The 16,662-nt window shown below is 72.3% G+C and carries 18 protein-coding genes; 13 read left to right on the plus strand and 5 right to left on the minus strand.

Features of this window, described 5'->3' with window-relative positions; translation table 11 throughout:
- The first annotated feature begins 15 nt into the window (after window positions 1-15).
- Window positions 16-2,637 carry a TIGR02302 family protein gene (locus tag miv_RS05350; RefSeq protein ID WP_207181752.1) on the plus strand — a complete coding sequence of 874 codons (2,622 nt, stop codon included), beginning with the start codon at window positions 16-18 and terminating at the stop codon, window positions 2,635-2,637.
- Between the two features lie 95 nt (window positions 2,638-2,732).
- On the opposite strand, the gene miv_RS05355 is transcribed toward miv_RS05350, so the two are convergent.
- A complete protein-coding gene (locus miv_RS05355) occupies window positions 2,733-3,488 on the minus strand; it encodes an outer membrane protein (RefSeq protein WP_207181754.1) in 756 nt (251 codons plus the stop codon).
- A gap of 429 nt (window positions 3,489-3,917) precedes the next feature.
- Here miv_RS05355 and miv_RS05360 point away from each other — a divergent pair, with 429 nt between their 5' ends.
- The 6 genes from miv_RS05360 (at window position 3,918) to miv_RS05385 (ending at window position 8,584) form a co-directional block, all read left to right on the plus strand.
- On the plus strand, window positions 3,918-4,103 hold the full coding sequence (locus miv_RS05360) for a twin transmembrane helix small protein (RefSeq protein WP_048427861.1): 186 nt from the start codon (window positions 3,918-3,920) through the stop codon (window positions 4,101-4,103).
- 135 nt (window positions 4,104-4,238) lie between these two features.
- Entirely contained in the window at window positions 4,239-4,829 is a 591-nt protein-coding gene (locus miv_RS05365; protein WP_058620076.1) for an acyloxyacyl hydrolase, read from the plus strand.
- Between the two features lie 184 nt (window positions 4,830-5,013).
- A complete protein-coding gene (locus miv_RS05370) occupies window positions 5,014-5,589 on the plus strand; it encodes a cob(I)yrinic acid a,c-diamide adenosyltransferase (protein ID WP_048427859.1) in 576 nt (191 codons plus the stop codon).
- A gap of 232 nt (window positions 5,590-5,821) precedes the next feature.
- A complete protein-coding gene (locus miv_RS05375) occupies window positions 5,822-6,571 on the plus strand; it encodes an electron transfer flavoprotein subunit beta/FixA family protein (RefSeq protein WP_207181756.1) in 750 nt (249 codons plus the stop codon).
- A gap of 43 nt (window positions 6,572-6,614) precedes the next feature.
- On the plus strand, window positions 6,615-7,565 hold the full coding sequence (locus tag miv_RS05380) for an electron transfer flavoprotein subunit alpha/FixB family protein (RefSeq protein WP_048427857.1): 951 nt from the start codon (window positions 6,615-6,617) through the stop codon (window positions 7,563-7,565).
- A 137-nt stretch (window positions 7,566-7,702) separates the two neighbouring features.
- Window positions 7,703-8,584 (plus strand): 3-hydroxybutyryl-CoA dehydrogenase, encoded by an 882-nt coding sequence (locus tag miv_RS05385; RefSeq protein ID WP_048427856.1) that lies wholly within the window; start codon window positions 7,703-7,705, stop codon window positions 8,582-8,584.
- A gap of 55 nt (window positions 8,585-8,639) precedes the next feature.
- Here the strand turns inward: miv_RS05385 and miv_RS05390 are convergent, their stop codons facing one another.
- A complete protein-coding gene (locus tag miv_RS05390; protein ID WP_207181758.1) occupies window positions 8,640-9,380 on the minus strand; it encodes a trna delta -isopentenylpyrophosphate transferase in 741 nt (246 codons plus the stop codon).
- 343 nt (window positions 9,381-9,723) lie between these two features.
- Between miv_RS05390 and miv_RS05395 the strand changes: the two genes are divergently transcribed.
- Together miv_RS05395 and miv_RS05400 are read left to right on the plus strand one after the other, a co-directional pair.
- Complete coding sequence (locus miv_RS05395; protein ID WP_207181760.1) at window positions 9,724-10,404, plus strand: hypothetical protein; 681 nt, start codon at window positions 9,724-9,726, stop codon at window positions 10,402-10,404.
- Between the two features lie 192 nt (window positions 10,405-10,596).
- On the plus strand, window positions 10,597-11,349 hold the full coding sequence (locus miv_RS05400; RefSeq protein WP_207181761.1) for a glyoxalase superfamily protein: 753 nt from the start codon (window positions 10,597-10,599) through the stop codon (window positions 11,347-11,349).
- A 24-nt stretch (window positions 11,350-11,373) separates the two neighbouring features.
- Here the strand turns inward: miv_RS05400 and miv_RS05405 are convergent, their stop codons facing one another.
- From miv_RS05405 to miv_RS05415, 3 genes are read right to left on the minus strand one after another with little or no spacing between them, the layout of a single operon-like run.
- Window positions 11,374-12,375 carry a hypothetical protein gene (locus miv_RS05405; RefSeq protein WP_207181762.1) on the minus strand — a complete coding sequence of 334 codons (1,002 nt, stop codon included), beginning with the start codon at window positions 12,373-12,375 and terminating at the stop codon, window positions 11,374-11,376.
- Window positions 12,372-14,339: an AAA family ATPase gene (locus miv_RS05410; protein WP_244748883.1), complete on the minus strand. Its 1,968-nt coding sequence runs from the start codon at window positions 14,337-14,339 to the stop codon at window positions 12,372-12,374. Before miv_RS05410 ends, miv_RS05405 begins: the two co-directional genes overlap by 4 nt.
- Window positions 14,336-14,686, minus strand: a complete 351-nt coding sequence (locus tag miv_RS05415) for a hypothetical protein (protein WP_244748884.1) — start codon at window positions 14,684-14,686, stop codon at window positions 14,336-14,338. Before miv_RS05415 ends, miv_RS05410 begins: the two co-directional genes overlap by 4 nt.
- Before the next feature lie 223 nt (window positions 14,687-14,909).
- Between miv_RS05415 and miv_RS05420 the strand changes: the two genes are divergently transcribed.
- The 4 genes from miv_RS05420 (at window position 14,910) to miv_RS05435 (ending at window position 16,662) form a co-directional block, all read left to right on the plus strand.
- Entirely contained in the window at window positions 14,910-15,317 is a 408-nt protein-coding gene (locus miv_RS05420; RefSeq protein WP_207181763.1) for a hypothetical protein, read from the plus strand.
- 83 nt (window positions 15,318-15,400) lie between these two features.
- Window positions 15,401-15,688: an acylphosphatase gene (locus miv_RS05425; RefSeq protein WP_207181764.1), complete on the plus strand. Its 288-nt coding sequence runs from the start codon at window positions 15,401-15,403 to the stop codon at window positions 15,686-15,688.
- A 13-nt stretch (window positions 15,689-15,701) separates the two neighbouring features.
- Window positions 15,702-16,409 carry a DUF599 domain-containing protein gene (locus miv_RS05430; RefSeq protein WP_048427850.1) on the plus strand — a complete coding sequence of 236 codons (708 nt, stop codon included), beginning with the start codon at window positions 15,702-15,704 and terminating at the stop codon, window positions 16,407-16,409.
- Complete coding sequence (locus miv_RS05435) at window positions 16,399-16,662, plus strand: DUF3253 domain-containing protein (RefSeq protein ID WP_207181765.1); 264 nt, start codon at window positions 16,399-16,401, stop codon at window positions 16,660-16,662. Before miv_RS05430 ends, miv_RS05435 begins: the two co-directional genes overlap by 11 nt.

Here is a 16,662-nt window from a genome sequence, read left to right on the forward strand (position 1 = left end):
GAGCGGGAGCAGGGCATGACAAAGGCCGAGCCGGACACCGCGCGGAGCGCCGAGGCGCCGGAGCACCGGGCCGATCCGGTGCGCGCCGGGCTCGACCGGCTCGTGGTCCGGGCCGGGCGTGTCACCCTGTGGGAGCAGGCCTGGCCGATCCTGTGGCGCGGCCTCGCGGTCGTTCTGGTGTTCCTCGCCGCGTCCTGGCTCGGCCTGTGGCTCGATGCCGGTCCCGTCCTGCGGATGGCCGGGGTCGCGGTCTTCGGCCTCGCGCTCCTGGGCGTCCTCCTGCCGCTCGTCCGGCTGCGCCGGATCGCCCGGACGCAGGCGCTGGCGCGGATCGACCGCGATGCCGGCCTCGCCCACCGCCCCGCCCGGACGCTCGAGGACAGCCTGGCGCTCGGGCAGGACGATCCCGGCACGGTCGCCCTGTGGGACTTGCACCGCCGGCGCGCCGCCGCGACGCTCGCCCGCCTCAAGGTCTCGGGTCCCCGGCCCGGTATGGCCCGGCGCGACCCCTATGCCCTGCGGGCCGGCGCGATCCTCGCCGCGGTGGCAGGCGCCTTCGTCGCCGGCCCGGAGGCCGGCGAGCGCCTGCGCGCCGCCTTCGACTGGCGCGGGCCGGTCGCGGCCGCCCCCTCCTTCCGGGTCGACGGCTGGATCGATCCGCCGCTCTACACCCGGATGCCGCCCCTGATCGTCTCCCTGGCCGAAGCCGGGCAGCACCTGCGGGCGCCGGTGAACTCGACCCTGGTGGTGCGCATCGCCGGCACCGGCGCCGCCACGGTGACGCCCGGAGCCGGCCTCAAGCCCCTGCCCCCGACGGCGCCGGCCCGGGCCGACCTGCGCGAGGAGCGCTTCACGCTGACCGGCGGCACCGCCGAGGTGTCGGTGCAGACGGGCTTCGCCTCGAGCCACCGCCTGACCGTCGACACCATTCCCGACCGACCGCCGGAGATCGCCTTCGCGGGCAACCCCGAGCCCAACGGGCGCGGGACCTTCACGCTCGCCTACCGGGCCAAGGACGATTACGGCCTCGCCTCGGCGGAGGGCGTGGTCGAGCCGCAGACCAAGGGGCGCAGCCTGGTGCCGCCGCCGCGCCTGACCCTGACCCTGCCGTCCGATTCACAGGGCACCAGCGACACCCGCACCCTGGTCGATCTCACCGACAATCCCTGGGCCGGCGCCAAGGTGCTGCTGACCCTCGTGGCGAAGGACGAGGCGGGCCAGGAGGGGCGGTCCGCCTCCCTCGCCTTCACCCTGCCGGGCCGCGTCTTCACCAAGCCCCTGGCGCGGTCGCTGGCCGAGGAGCGCCGCCGCCTCGTCCTCGATCCCGACGGGAGCCGGGCGCGGGTGGAGACCTCCCTCGACGCGCTCCTGATCGCGCCCGAGCGCTTCACGCCGCAATGGGGCGTCTTCCTCGGCCTCAAGGAAGCGGCGCGGCGCCTGCGCGCGGCCCGGACCGACGAGGCGCTGACCGAGGTCGCCGATCTCCTGTGGACGATGGCGCTGCAGATCGAGGAGGGCGACCTCTCGGATGCCGAGAAGGCCCTGCGCGCCGCCCAGGACCGCCTGAAGGACGCCCTCGACCGCGGCGCCTCCGACCAGGAGATCGCCAAGCTCACCGACGAGCTGCGCCAGGCGATGGACCGCTTCCTGAAGGAATTCGCCCAGCGCCAGCAGCAGAACCCGCAGAATCCCGGGCAGCAGAGCCAGCAGGCCGACCGGACGGTGACGCCCGACGACCTCGCCAAGATGCTCGACCAGATGCAGGAGGCGATGAAGCGCGGCGATACCGCCGAGGCCCAGCGCCTGCTCGACCAGCTCCGCGGCATTCTCGAGAACCTGCAGACGGCCCAGCCGAACTCGCGCATGTCGGACCCGACCGCCCGCGAGATGAACCGCCAGATGCAGGACCTCGAGGCGATGACCCGCGAACAGCAGGGCCTGCGCGACGAAACCTTCCGCCAGGGCCAGGAACGCCGCTTCGGCAATCGGGGCCAGCCGCAGCCGGGCCAGCAGGGACAGCGCCAGCAAGGGCCGCGCGGCCAGCAGGGCCAGCGCGGCGGCGAGCCGCAGCAGGGCGAGGGCCAGCAGCAGCAGGGCCAGCGCGGCCAGCAGGGCGGCCAGCAGCAGGGAGGATTGGGCGATCGCCAGCAGGCCCTGCGCCAGCGCCTGGAGGACATGCAGCGCAAGATGAAGGAACTCGGCATGCAGGGCGAGCAGGGCCTCGCCGATGCCGAGCAGGCGATGAAGGATGCCGAGAACGCGATCGGCCAGGGCCAGGACGGCTCCGCCGTCGACGCGCAGGGCCGCGCCCTCGAAGGGTTGCAGCGCGGCGCGCAGGGCATGGCCCAGCAGATGCAGCAGATGGGCCAGGACGGCGAGGGCCAGCAGGCCGACGGGCAGCAGGGCCAGGGCAATCCCAACCAGCCCGGCCGCCAGGGCGCCCGCGACAGCGATCCCCTCGGCCGGCCGACCCGCAGCCGCGACTTCTCGGACGGCCGCGTGCGGGTGCCGACCGCCGAAGAATCCGGCGTCGAGCGGGCCCGGCGCATCCTGGAGGAGCTGCGGCGCAAGCTCGGCGACCCGAACCGCCCGACGGAAGAGCTCGACTATTTCGAGCGCCTGCTGCGGCGCAATTGAGGCCCGCAACGAGGAGCGGCGCGGTCCCGAGAGACCGCGCCGCTCCTCGTTGCGCCGTTCGATGGGAGCGGGGCCGCCGCAGCGGCCCCGCTCGCTCAGTTGAACAGGTTGAAGTGGTAGTTGATGCCGACCTTCAGCAGGTGGGTGTCGAGGCCGGTGCGGGCGCCGAACTGGGTGCCGAAGGCGCGGAAGCGGACGTCGCGGCCGAGATCGGCGTAGAGATACTCGCCCTTCACCGAGAGGCTCGGGGTGATCATGTATTCCAGGCCGGCGCCGACGGTGTAGCCGTCGACCGGGATCGAGGCGTTGATGGAAGCCGGCAGCACGAGGCCGGGTCCGGTGGCGATGCCGCGGACGCCGATCTCGGTGAAGGCCCAGCCGCCGGTGGCGTAGGCGAGCAGCGGCCCCCAGGCATAGCCGATGCGGCCGCGGACGGTGACGAAGTAGGTGTCGGTCTTCAGGCCGCCATTGGCGCTGGCGGTCCCCGCCGAGGCGCGGAACTCGTTGTGGATGTCCGAGTAATTGGCGTCGGCCTCGACGCCGACCACGAAGCCGTTGTTGGGCGTGAACTGGTAGTTGTAGCCGACGATGCCGCCCGCCACGAAGCCGGCGGCCGAGACCTCGGCGCGGGAGGCCGGCAGGGCGGCCGGACGCGGGGAGGTCGTCGAGGCGCGGAAGTCGCCGCCGACGGCGCCGCCCGCGTTCACGCCGGCATAGAACCCGGTCCAGGTGAAGGCCGGCGGAGCCACCGGGTAGACCGGCGGCGGGGCGACGCGGCGCGGGAGATCGGCGGCATGGGCGGCGCCCGCCAGCGCGAGCAGGCCGGTGGCGGCGAGCAGATAGGACTTCACGTGAACAACCCCCATGGTCGTCGGGCCGGCCGGATCATGCCGTCGCCGCCCGGTTCGAATGGTGCGCCGGGCGGACGCATTGCTGCATCGCAGCAGCCCGGCGGCCCCACACAATCATGGTGGGCTGTTCGAGGCTATCGCATTTGCGCAACACAGGAGCCTGCAGTCAAAGCTGATTCAGGCGCATATGCGTTGCCACAATTGTGGCGATGACTTTGGGACAGGTCGACAATGATGCGGGTGAGACGATCGGTCGAGCATGGCCGGGGCGCGCACGGGTCGCGCCCGAGCGGACGGACTGCCGCGCCGTCCTCGGCGCTCGCCCCTGCGGCGCGGAGCCACCTCCCCGGGCGGTCCCGATCCGCCCTATCAGGCCGTGCCTCCTCGCGCGCCCTGCCCGGGTGACGTGCCGCCACGAGTTCGCGCCCGATGTCCAGCAACACCGTCGTCCTCATCGCCTGCCTCGCGGTCGCCGCGGTGCTGCTCCTCGGGCTCGTCAACATGCTGCGCGGCGGCAGCCCCAATCTCTCGCAGCGCCTGATGCGGCTGCGGGTGGTGCTCCAGCTCGTCGCGATCGTGGTGATCATGGGGGTGCTGTGGTGGCGCGGCGCTTGACCCAGCGCGACTGTGGCGAGCCGGTCGCACGGGGTGGAAAACCATGCGCGCGCGGATTGCGCGGCGAGACGGGACGGGAGCGGGAGGACTAGGGTGAATCCCGCCCCAGCCACGGGGCGGTGGACCGTTCGACAGATGCGCGTAACCCTTCCGAGCCTTGCCGCGGCGATCGTGCTGGCGGCTCCGGCCGCCCAGGCCGCCGACCCCTCGGCCCTGGTGCCGTCCTACCGGCCGCCGGTCCAGCCCCTCAGCATCGTCTCGGAGTTCCGCATCGGCGGCTCCGCCCAGGACCCGGGCAGCAACGAGAAGAACACCAGCAACATCAACGGCGAGATCCTGTTCGCCAAGCCGGTCACCGGGCTCGACCGGTTCTGGGCCGCCTTCGTGCCGCGCCCGACGGTGGGCGGCAGCTACAATTTCGACGGCCGCACCAGCTACGCCTATCTCGGCGCGACCTGGACCGCCGACATCACCGACCGGATCTTCGTCGAGGGCTTCTTCGGCGCCGGCTTCCACGACGGCTATACCGGCCCGAAGGCCGGCGTGCCCAAGACCTTCAACGCGCTCGGCTGCAACCCGCTGTTCCGCGAGGCGGCGGCCGTCGGCTTCCGGCTCACCGAGCACTGGAGCATCATGGCGACGATCGAGCACATGTCGAATGCCGGCCTCTGCGTCACGAATCGCGGCCTGACCAATTTCGGCGGCAAGATCGCCTACACGTTCTGATCGCCTACACGTTCTGATCGCCGATACGGTCTGATCGCCGACACGGCCCGATGCCCTGCGCGGCGTCGAAGATGAAGCCGGGTCCGGACCGGCCCGACGATGGTGGCCCTGGCGCCGCGGCGGCGGGCCGCTAGAACATCGCTCGTGACGGCGGGCTCGAGGTCCGCCGAAGGGAGCCTGGCCCGTGGTCGTTCTCAACCGCATCTATACCCGCACCGGCGATACCGGCACGACGGCTCTCGCCAGCGGCGAGCGCCGCTCGAAGGCCGACCTGCGGGTCGAGACCTACGGCACCGTCGACGAGACCAATGCCTGCCTGGGGCTCGCCCGCCTGCACACCACCGGCGACCTCGACGCGATGCTCGGGCGGATGCAGAACGACCTGTTCGATCTCGGTGCCGACCTCGCCACCCCGGAGACCGGGGAGCCCCTGTCCTACGAGCCGCTGCGGATCGTCGCCGCCCAGGTCGAGCGGGTCGAGCGCGAGATCGACGCGCTCAATGCCGGGCTCTCCCCCCTGCGCTCCTTCGTGCTGCCGGGCGGATCGGCCGCGGCGGCGGCGCTGCACCTCGCCCGCACGGTCTGCCGGCGGGCCGAGCGGCTGGCGGTCGCCCTCGCCGCCACGCCGGGCGAGACGGTCTCGCCGGTGGCGATCCAGTACCTGAACCGCCTGTCGGACTTCCTGTTCGTGGCCGCCCGGGTCGCCAATGACGGCGGAGCCGCCGACGTGCTGTGGGTGCCGGGCAAGACCCGCACCTGAGACGCCCCCTCCGGGCGCTGACAGGCACCGTCGCCCGCGCGGGCCGCACGGGTCCCGCGCAGGTGCCGCGGGCTGCACTTAACGGTGGGGCGGGGCCCCGCCGGCGCGCGTTGACAATTGCGAAAATCGGCCGCTACGGTCCGCGCCACCGTGCTCCATCGGGGATGATCGCTGGCCGGCCGAGGGAGGGCCCGGCCATCATCGTCCCTTCGTCCTGAAGGATGCGACGATCATGAAGGTCCTGGTGCCCGTCAAGCGGGTGGTCGACTACAACGTGAAGATCCGGGTGAAGCCGGACGGTTCCGGCGTCGAGCTTGCCAACGTCAAGATGTCGATGAACCCCTTCGACGAGATCGCCGTCGAGGAGGCGATCCGCCTCAAGGAGAAGGGCAAGGCCACGGAGATCGTGGTGGTGTCGATCGGCCCGCAGCAGGCGCAGGAGACGATCCGCACCGCGCTCGCCATGGGCGCCGACCGCGGCATCCTGGTCAAGACCGACGCCGCCGTCGAGCCGCTCGCCGTCGCCAAGCTCCTCAAGGCGCTGGTCGAGAAGGAGAGCCCGGATCTCGTCATCCTCGGCAAGCAGGCGATCGACGACGATTCGAACCAGACCGGCCAGATGCTCGCCGCGCTGCTCGGCTGGCCGCAGGGCACCTTCGCGTTCAAGCTCGAGGTCGCGGACGGCAACCTCGACGTGGTGCGCGAGATCGACGGCGGCCTGCAGACCCTGAACCTGACGCTGCCGGCGATCGTCACCACGGATCTCCGCCTCAACGAGCCGCGCTACGCCTCGCTGCCCAACATCATGAAGGCGAAGAAGAAGCCCCTCGACACCGTGGAGCCGGAGGCGCTCGGCGTCGACGTGAGCCCGCGGCTCAAGGTGCTCAAGACCGTCGAGCCGGGCGGCCGCAAGGCCGGCGTCAAGGTCGCCAGCGCCGCCGAGCTCGTCAACAAGCTGAAGGTCGAGGCCGGCGTCCTCTGACGAGGGCGCATCGGCATCCCTGGAAAGGAAGGAACGACACGCCATGACCACCCTCCTGCTGGTCGAGCATGCCGGCGGCGCCGTGAAGGACGCCAGCACCAAGGCCCTGACGGCCGCCAAGCAGCTCGGCGCCCCGGTCCACGCCCTCGTGGTCGGCGCCGATGCGCAAGGCGCGGCCGAGGCCGCCGCCAAGCTCGACGGGATCGAGAAGGTTCTGGTGGCCGCCGACGCCGCCTTCGACCACCTCCTCGCCGAGCCGACGGCATCGCTCGTCGCCGAGCTCGCTGCCTCCTACGACACCGTGATCGCCGCCGCCTCGACCGAGGGCAAGAACGTGCTGCCGCGCGTCGCCGCCCTCCTCGACGTGGCGCAGGTCTCCGACATCATCAAGGTGGTCGGTCCCGACACCTTCGAGCGGCCGATCTATGCCGGCAACGCGATCCAGACCGTGCAGGCGACCGACGCCAAGCGGGTGATCACGGTGCGCACCGCCGCCTTCCAGGCGACGGCCGAGGGCGGGTCCGCCGCCCCGGTCGAGGCGGTGTCCGCCGCGTCGGCGCCCGCGGCGAAGTCGTCGTTCAAGGGCGAGGAGATCGCCAAGTCCGACCGTCCGGAGCTCGCCGGCGCCCGCATCATCGTGTCGGGCGGCCGCTCGCTCGGCTCGGCCGACAAGTTCAAGGAGCTGATCGAGCCGCTGGCCGACTCGCTCGGCGCCGCGGTCGGCGCCTCCCGCGCGGCGGTCGATGCGGGTTACGCCCCGAACGACTGGCAGGTCGGCCAGACCGGCAAGGTCGTGGCGCCGGACCTCTACGTCGCGGTCGGCATCTCGGGGGCGATCCAGCACCTCGCCGGCATGAAGGACTCGAAGGTCATCGTCGCCATCAACAAGGACGAGGAGGCGCCGATCTTCCAGGTCGCCGATTACGGCCTCGTCGGCGACCTGTTCAGCGTCGTGCCGGACCTGCAGCAGGAAATCGCCAAGGCCAAGGGCTGAGGCAGACCGCCCCTCGCGCACGTAACCCGCGCGAGGGGCGGCATCGAGACCCCTCCGGGCTCCCCTGGAACCCTTCGCATCTGCGAAGGCGCGATGATATGAACGGTCTGGACCGCGTGGCGGGAAGGCAGGGTGTGATGGGCATCGAGATCAAGACGGTCGGGATCATCGGGGCCGGCCAGATGGGCAGCGGCATCGCCCATGTCTGCTCCCTGGCCGGTCTCGACGTGCGGATGAACGACCGCGATCCCGAGCGCCTGAAGAACGGGCTCGCCACCGTCAACGGCAACCTGCAGCGTCAGGTCTCGAAGGGCGCGATCACCGAGAGCCAGCGCCGCGACGCGATCGAGCACATCATCGCGGTCGATTCCTTCGACGATTTCGGCCCCTGCGACCTCGTGATCGAGGCCGCGACCGAGGACGAGACGATCAAGCGCAGCATCTTCAGCGCGCTCTGTCCGTCCCTGCGCCCCGAGACGATGGTGGCGACCAACACCTCGTCGATCTCGATCACGCGCCTTGCCGCCTCGACCGACCGGCCGGAGCGTTTCATCGGCATCCACTTCATGAATCCGGTGCCGGTGATGCAGCTCGTCGAGCTGATCCGCGGCATCGCCACCGAGGACCCGACCTACGAATCGGCCAAGGCCTTCGTGCGGCGCCTCGGCAAGATCGTGACGGTGTCGGAGGATTTTCCGGCCTTCATCGTCAACCGCATCCTGCTGCCGATGATCAACGAGGCGATCTACACCCTCTACGAGGGCGTCGGCTCGGTCGATTCGATCGACACCGCGATGCGGCTCGGCGCCAATCATCCGATGGGACCGCTCCAGCTCGCCGACTTCATCGGCCTCGATACCTGCCTGTCGATCATGCAGGTGCTCTACGAGGGCCTGGCCGATTCGAAATACCGCCCCTGTCCGCTCCTGGTGAAGTACGTCGAGGCCGGCTGGCTCGGCCGCAAGACCAAGCGCGGCTTCTACGATTACCGCGGCGCGGAGCCGGTGCCGACCCGCTGAGGGCGGAGCGCACCGGGCGTCTCTCGCTCCCGCGCCGTCCGCGCGGCCGGGCGGATCACGCCACCGCGGCCTTGCGGGACTTGGCCGTATTGCGGGCCGGCCAGCCGAGAGCGACGAGCCGGGCCTTGGCGTGCTCGCGCACCTCGTCGCGCAGGCCCGGCGCCATCGCCGCCAGTGCGGCCTGGGTCTCGGGCGCCAGCATCAGGTCGGTGACCGCATTGATCGACTGCGCCTCGTCGATGCGCGCCGTCAGGTCGGCCTCGCTCGCACCGCCGCTCATCTCGGCCTGCGGCAGCTCGGCGTCGTTCGCGACCTCCGCCTTGCGGTCCCCCTCCGGCGCAGGCTCGGCCCGGCGCGCCGGGGCGTTGGCGGCCACGAGGTCGGGACGGCTCGCCTTGAACTCGTCGGCCTCGTCCTCGGAATAGAGCAGGCCGTGCAGGCCGGCGAGCTTGAGGATCACCCGGTCCTTCGCCCGCTTCTCCGCCATGGCGAAGACGTAGGCCGCCTGGCGGCCCGAGACGCGGTAATTCACGCCGATCAGCGCCTCGCCGATCGACCATTCGGTGCGGTCGCCGTTCGGGCCCGGCATGTGGCCGGTCACCAGGATCACCGCCTCGTCGCGCTCCGCCCGCACGATCACCGGCGCATCGAAGCGGATGCGGGCCTGCACGGCGATCCGTTCCAGGGCCTTGTGGTAGATCACGGCGGTGCCCTGCACGCGCCAGACGTTGCCGGCCAGCGGCTCGCCGTAGGTGGCGAGGATGTCGGCGATCTGCTTGTCGGTGGTTGCGCTCATCTCGATCGATCTCACCTGCTGACGGCGGGCGCCCGGCGGGCCGGGTCGCGCGTTCCGTATTTGTTCTCTAGCATGCCGCCATCCGGTTCGCGAGGGTTTTCGCGGGTTCGCCGCGAGACGAGATCGCTGCGGCGAGGGATTTTTCGTCGCAGCGTCGCCACTCGATCGTCCCAGCGCCAAGCTGCCGCCGCATCGGCCATCCCATATCGCCCCGACACTTGGGTCACGAGGATTGGGTCGCGTTGCCGAACTGGATCATGTTCGCTAAATGTTCCTATGGAGAGACGCCACCTCGACTGTAGCGGATCGCGTGGCGCGCCCCGCCACCCGCCCGGAGCCCCGCATGAGCACGCCCGCCCTCCTCGATTCCTCGACCCTGCTCGAGCGGCCGGGCCAGCGCCACAGCGCCGTGCGCAGCCCCTCGCCCCGACGCGGCGCTCCCCTCGTCGCCGCGGTGCCGCGCCAGGCCCTGATCGCGGATTTTCTCGCCATCGCGGCCCTCGATCCGGGGGTGGAGCGGCTGAGGGCGGCGCCGGCGCCGATCCGCCTGCCGCTGGGCGACGCGGTGATCGAGCACGCGGCCGATTTCGAGCAGGTCCGCACCGACGAGCCGGGCCTTCTCGTCGACGTGGTGGCGGAGGCCGATCTGAGCCGTCATCCCTTCCGCACCGCCTACGTGGCAGGCGAGCCGGTTGTGGCCGAGGACGGACGGCGCTTCGTCATCGAGAGCGCGGCCTCGCTGCGGGCCGAGCCCCGGATCTCGACGGTGCGGCTGATCATGGCGTGTCGCCGCACCTACGTCTCGGCCGGCGACCGGGTGCGCATCCTGCACCACCTCGACGAATGCGGCACCGGCCGGCTGGTCGACTGCGCCGGGATGGCGATCAACGCCCAGGACGGCGTCGCGGCGGTGCTGGCGCTCGCCGTCGAGGGTCTCGTGGCGGTCGATATCGGCCGGCCGATCCTGCCCGAGACCGCGGTGCGCCGGCGGCCGTTGCCCTACCCGGATCCGTTCGGGTTCTGAGACCGTCTTGACGCTGGGGCCGGTCCACGGTTTGATCCTTCCCAAGGCCGATGCAGCCTGCCGCCTGCGCCCCGTTCGGGGTTCGGTGAATGCATTCCGCGAGGCGCATCCGTCCTTCCCCGTCCGTCGGGCGAACCGGTCAGCAAGGCAGGCACTGATCCCGCTGGTTTGCCCGCGAGCTGGGATGGGATCATGCGCACCTTTCGCGACGCCAAGGCGATGGCCAAGAGCCTTCGCGAGGAACTCGGGCGGCGGGGCACGGCGCTCTCTCATGGCGATTGCCTGGAGATCGTGGCGCGGCTCTTCGGCCTCGACAACTGGAACGTGCTGTCCGCCCGCCTGGCGGCCTCGCCCGAACCGGCAACGGCCGTGCCCCTGGAACGGCCCGCCGGCTGGATCGTCTCCGGCTCGAAGCCGCACCTCTACGAGGCGGGCATCGATCCCGCCACGCCCCATGGCGGCGGTCGCGCGGCGCTGATCCGTTGCCGCTACGCCGAGGACGACCCGATCTACGCGGCGATGGAGAAGGGTTTCGCCACGCTGATGCAGAGCATCGCGGCCGCGCCCTATCGCGGAAAGCGGGTCTGCCTGAGCGCCGAATTGCGGAGCCGCGACGTCGTCGGCGCCGCGACCCTGTGGCTGCGGGCCGACGCCGCGACCGGGCGGAGCGTCGCCTTCGACAACATGGAGGAGCGCTCGGTCGACGGGCCGCTGACGGGCACGCAGGGCTGGACCGGCCGGCGCATCGTGCTCGACGTCCCGGAGACGGCAGAGAGCCTGCATTTCGGGTTCTATCTCCGCGGCAGCGGCGAGGCCTGGGCCGGCGGGTTCGAGCTACGGGAGGCCTCGCCCGAGGACGGGGAGGCCGCCCGCGCCCGCATCAGCCCGGCGCCGGTGAACCTCGATTTCGCCGAGCCCTCGCGGGGAGCGGGCACGGCACGCTGAGGACGAGCGTGAGCGCGCGGGGCGTCAGGTCCCGCGCCGCGCCACCGCCGCCTCGACCAGCGAGCGGATCGCCGCCTGGACCGGCTCCGGCGTCGCGTCGCGCACGAACTTCGCCTCGATCTCCTCGCGAATCAGGGCGCCGTCGTCGCTGCGGGCGAGGTCGGTCGCGGTCTCGGCCTGGAGCAGCGACACGAAGGCGCTCTCGATCCGGCCGATCGCCTCCGGCGACGCGTCGGCGGCGACCTGGCGGCCGGTGAGGTCGAAGACGTCGGCGACGTGCGGCAGGCGCTCCTCGATGAGCGAGAGATCGCCGCCGAGCACGAAGACCGCGGGGATGTGGGCGATCAGGTCGACCGAGCCGCGGGTGATGTTGCCCGGGTTGAACCAGCGCGTTTCCCCGACCTGCATCGGGGCGTGGCGCTTGTGGACGTGGCCGTTGATGGCGAGCGCGCAGCCATGGATCGCCTCCGGCGGCTTTGCGCCCGGATAACCCGCCCCGAAGGCGAGGTCGTGGTGGGTGAGCCAGACGACGGCATCGGCCTGCGGGATCAGCCCGCGCACGTCCGAGGGGATCGCCTGACCGAAGGGCGTCGCACCCAGGCCGAGGCGGCGCCCCGCCACCGCGTAGAGCGCCGCCGGGCCGGATTCGGGGACGGCGTCGAGGACGTCGCTCACCGCCAGCATCGCCAGGCTGTCGCCGTCGGAGAGGCGGGTGTGACGGATGTCGTGGTTGCCGACATTGGCGAGCGGCCGGTGCCGGAAGCCCTTGAGGATCCGGATCAGGCGCGATTTCAGGCTCTCGTCCGGCTCCACGGGCCGCTCGAACAGGTCGCCGAGAAGCACGGGTGCGAGGTCGCGGGCATTGGCCAGCGCGACGCAATGCTCGAGCTTGTTCAGGACCGGCGCCGGCCAGTCGGGATCCTTGCGCCGCCCGGGCCGGCGCGACGCGACGTGGGGATCGCCGATGACGAGGAGGCCGGCGCACGCCACCGGCGCGGCGTCGAGCCGCTCGCGGCCGAGGATCATGCGGCGTCTCCCCTACCGGAGTGGCGGTGGCCGGCAAGCAGCGAGGCGGGGGCGACCGGTGTGCCGCAGGCCGGGCAGCGTCCGCCGGTCGCGGCGAGGACCATCTCCATCTCGGCCTCCGCGACGGCGAGTCCGTCCCGGGCCGCGGCCGCGCGTCCCCGCGCCTCGGCGAGGCGCCGGCCGGTCTCGGCGAGGCGCCGCGCCGTCGTGGCGGCGTCGGGCCGGAGCAGCGGCCGGGGCGCCGCGTCCGGCAGCCCGGCGAGGACCGAGGCGCGGGCCTCGGCTTCCGCGAGGGCGGCGCGCAGGCCTCGCAGCCGCGCGGCATGGAACGTGTTCCGTGCGGTGTCGCGCGGTACCGGCGCCCGGGCCGGCAACCGACCGAGGGCCGCCACCCGGTCGTGCGCCGTCGCGAGATCGTCGGCCGTCACGAGCACCCGGCGGCCGAGGGCGGCGCGGTGGCGCGCCTCGGCCAGCGCGCGGCCGATCTCCGCTCCGGTCTCGGGCGCCGGCAGATCCGCCAGCACCCGGGCCCGGGCGGCGGCCCCGGTGGCGAGACGCTCGGACCGGGCGAGGCGGTCGGCCAGGACCTCGCGCTCGCGCAGGCGCGCTTCCGCGGCGGCGAGCGCATCGGCCCGCGCCCGGAGCCCACCCAGGGTCTCGGCCAGGGCGTCGAGGTCGTCGAGGGGCCCGAGCGCCTCGCGCAGGCGGGCGATCTCACGCTCGCCCTCGCGGATGGTGCGCTGGTCCTCCGTCACCCGCTCGCGCTGCAAAGCCTGCATGTCGCGCACGAGCCCGGCCTCGCGGCCAATCGACAGCACGGCCGAGCGCCGGGCCGGCTTCTCGCCGAGCAGGAAGACCGGGAATTTCTGGTGCGCCACGTGGACGTCGAGATCCTCGACCCGGGTGATGCCGAACAGCCGCTCGACCCAGGGCGGCACGTCGCGGCCGCCGGTCTCCAGGGTGGTGCCGTTCTCCCGCACCAGCGCCCCGTCGGCCTCGTGCAGCGACCACAGGTTGACCGGGGTGCGCTTGGGCTGGCGGACGTAGCGTAGCAGCCGACCGTCGGCAACGCCGATCTCGACCCGCGCGGCACTCGCGCCCGCCCGCACCAGGCTGTCGCGCACCTCGCCGTAGAAGACCGCCCGCAGGGCCCGGATCACCGTCGATTTGCCGTGGTTGTTGGGGCCGACCAGCGCGTTGACGCCGGGGGCGAGCGGCAGCGTCGCGTCGGCAAAACCCTGGACGTCGAGCAGGCGCAGGTAGCGGAAGCCCGGCGCATCCGGGCTCCAGGCCGCCGCGCAGGCAGCGGCCGGCCCCACGATCGCGACGCCGGTCTCCGGCCGCCCGGCGATCCGGCTGACCGTGAGGTCGGCGCCGAAGCCCGCCACATCGTGGTGGGAGATCGCCAGGCACTGCACGCCGAGCTTGGCGGCACTCTCCTCCAGCACCTGGTAGAAGGCCGGCACCCGGTCGGGAGCGATCCAGCAATCGGCCTCGTCCAGGGCGAGGAAGCGCCCGACCCCGGCCTTGACCACGGCGATCAGCCGGAGCGCCATGCCGACGACGTTGGTCATGGCGCCGCCATTGTCCTCCAGCACGTCCTCGCGGCCGCCATCCGGGCGCTCGACCCCGATGTCGAGGGCCGGCAGCCCGCGCTCGGTGGTGAGATCCAGGCGTACCGGCTTCTCGCCGGGCAGCACCTCCTGGACGAGGGCGGTGAGCAGGGTCTCGAAGGTCGCGACGCTGCGGCGGTTGGCGTCCTGCTGCAGCTCGCGCAGGTAGGTGTCGACCGCGTCGCGCTGGGCGAGACGGCCCTTGGCGGCGGCCACCTCCCGGGTCCGGACGGCCAGGGTCTCGCGATCGCGGTCGCGGGTCGCCTCCAGGCGGGCGAGCAGGCGGCCGGCGCGGGAGAGCGCGTCCTGGCGGTCGGCGGGGGCCGGGGAAACGGGCAAGGCCGCGGTCACCGCGCGGTGTCGAGGGCGGAGAGACGGTCCTGCACCGCCCGCAGGGCCTGCGCGAAGTCCTCGACCCGGCGGGCGTTCTCGGCCCGGGCCTCCTCGATCATCCGGCGGATCTCGGCCTCGTCGTCGGTGCCCAGCTCCTCGCGGGCCTGGGCTCGCGCGGCGGCGAGTTCCGCGGTCAGGCGCTCGACGTCGCTCTCGGCCCGGATCCGGTCGGCCCGCAGGCGCTCGTAGGCCGGCTGCAGCGCCTCGAGGCGACGCAGGGCCTCGACATCGGGACCCGTTTCCCGGAGACCCTGATCGTTCTCCTGCCCCTTGCGGCCGCGCTCCATCTCGGTCCTCGTTCCCATGCCGGGTTTCATGCCGGGTCTCATGCCGGTCCCTGCCGCGGAACCGATGGGCCCGGAGGTGGCACCCGGACCGACCTTTGGCAACAGCGGCGCCGTTCGAGAAATGTTCGCCGCGCCCTGTTGACGACCTGTGCAAATCAGACCAGTGTTCCGGTAATGTTCCATGCGACGAGCCGGCCCGGGAGGCGGCACGGCGTCGCAACGGAATCGTGGGAGACCCGGCATGGAGACCAACCTCCTGGAGAACGTCGCGGCCGAGGCTGCCCCGCTGTTCGAGAACCGGGACTGGTGCCTCCACGCGGACGGGCTGGAGCACCGCGGCACCGGCTATTTCATCGACCGCGCCGCCCTCGCGGCACGGCGGCCGGACGGCTACTGGGAATGGCCGCTCCACCTCTCGGAGAAGAGCTGGTGCGGCGTGCGCAGCTTCCGCGAGGCGTTCTCGGCGGCGCTCGGCGCCTTCGGCATCGCCCCCGACCGCAAGCTCACCCTGTCCTTCGCCCTCGGCTTCGGCACGCGGGTCGGAGGCGCGGCGCCCGACGCCTTCGTGCCCCTCGCCGACCTCGTGCGTCCCCGCGCGCCGGCCCCCCGCCCGGCCCTGGTCCGCCCGCTCGTCGCCGCGAGCGCCTGACGGCGCGGAACCGCGCTCTCCCCTCGCGGCGAAATATGCTCTAGAGCCCGCCCCGTGTGACGCCGTACGGGGAGTGGGCGAGCGTGAGCGGGCAGCGCAGCGTGGAGATCGTCGTCCGGGGCCGCGTCCAGGGCGTGGGCTACCGGGCCTGGACCAAGGGCGTGGCCGAGGCCAAGGGTCTCGTCGGCACCGTGCGCAACCGGCTCGACGGCAGCGTCGAGGCCCGCCTCGCCGGACCCGCCGAGGCGATCGCCGCGATGATCGAGGCCTGCCGCGAGGGCCCGCCCGGGGCGCGGGTCGCGGACCTCGCCGTGAGCGAGGCTGCTCCGCCCGCCGGCACGCGCGGCGTGCAGATCCTGCCGACGGCCTGACGGCGCCCGGCCAATGCAACCGGATCTGGGCTTGAGCAGCTTCTCGCTCCTCGATCTCGCCGCCCTCGTCTGCTTCCTGTCGGCGTGGTTCGGCTATTCCTACGCGGTCGAGCATCTCGCCGGGGGCAAGCGCAGCCTCAACGGCATGATGAACCGCTACCGCCACGCCTGGGCCGACCAGCAGATCGTGCGCGAGAACCGGGTGGTGGACACCACCATCAACGCCTCGCTGCAGAACGGCACCGCCTTCTTCGCCTCGACGGCGCTGATCGCGCTGGGCAGCGCGCTCACCCTGTCGCGCTCCACCGACGACGCCCTGACCCTGTTCTCGACCCTGCCCTTCGGCGCGCCGATGACCCGGGCGGTGTGGGAGATCAAGGTGGCGGGCCTCGCCCTGATCTTCGTCTACGCGTTCTTCAAGTTCGCCTGGGCCTATCGGCTGTTCAATTACGGCGCCATCCTGATCGGCGCCGTGCCGCCGCGCGACGGCGACCCGGTGCGGATCGAGCGGGCGGCGCGGCGGGCCGCGGCGATGAACGTGGTGGCGGGCGGCCATTTCAACCGCGGGCAGCGTGCGTTCTTCTTCGCGCTGGCGTATCTCGGATGGTTCGTCAGCGCCTACGTGCTGTTCGCCACCACCGCGATGGTGCTCACCGTGATGTGGCAGCGCCAATTCGCCTCCGACGCCCGCCGGGCCCTGCAGGACCACGATGATCCCTGACGATTACGAGATCGAGCTGACGCTGGTGCGCCTCGTCGAAGAACGCGGCGCCGACAAGACCGTCTGCCCCTCCGAGGTCGCCCGCGCGCTCGGCGGCCCCCACCCCGACGGCTGGGGCCCGCTGATGCAGCCGGTCCGCCGCCAGGCGGTGCGCCTGATGAAGGCCGGCCGCATCGCGATCCTGCGCAAGGGCAAGGTGGTGGACGACCCGGACGATTTTCGCGGGATCTACCGGCTGTCGCTGCCGCGGTAG

This window comes from Methylobacterium indicum, from assembly GCF_017347565.1.
Classification (GTDB): Bacteria; Pseudomonadota; Alphaproteobacteria; order Rhizobiales; family Beijerinckiaceae; genus Methylobacterium; species Methylobacterium indicum.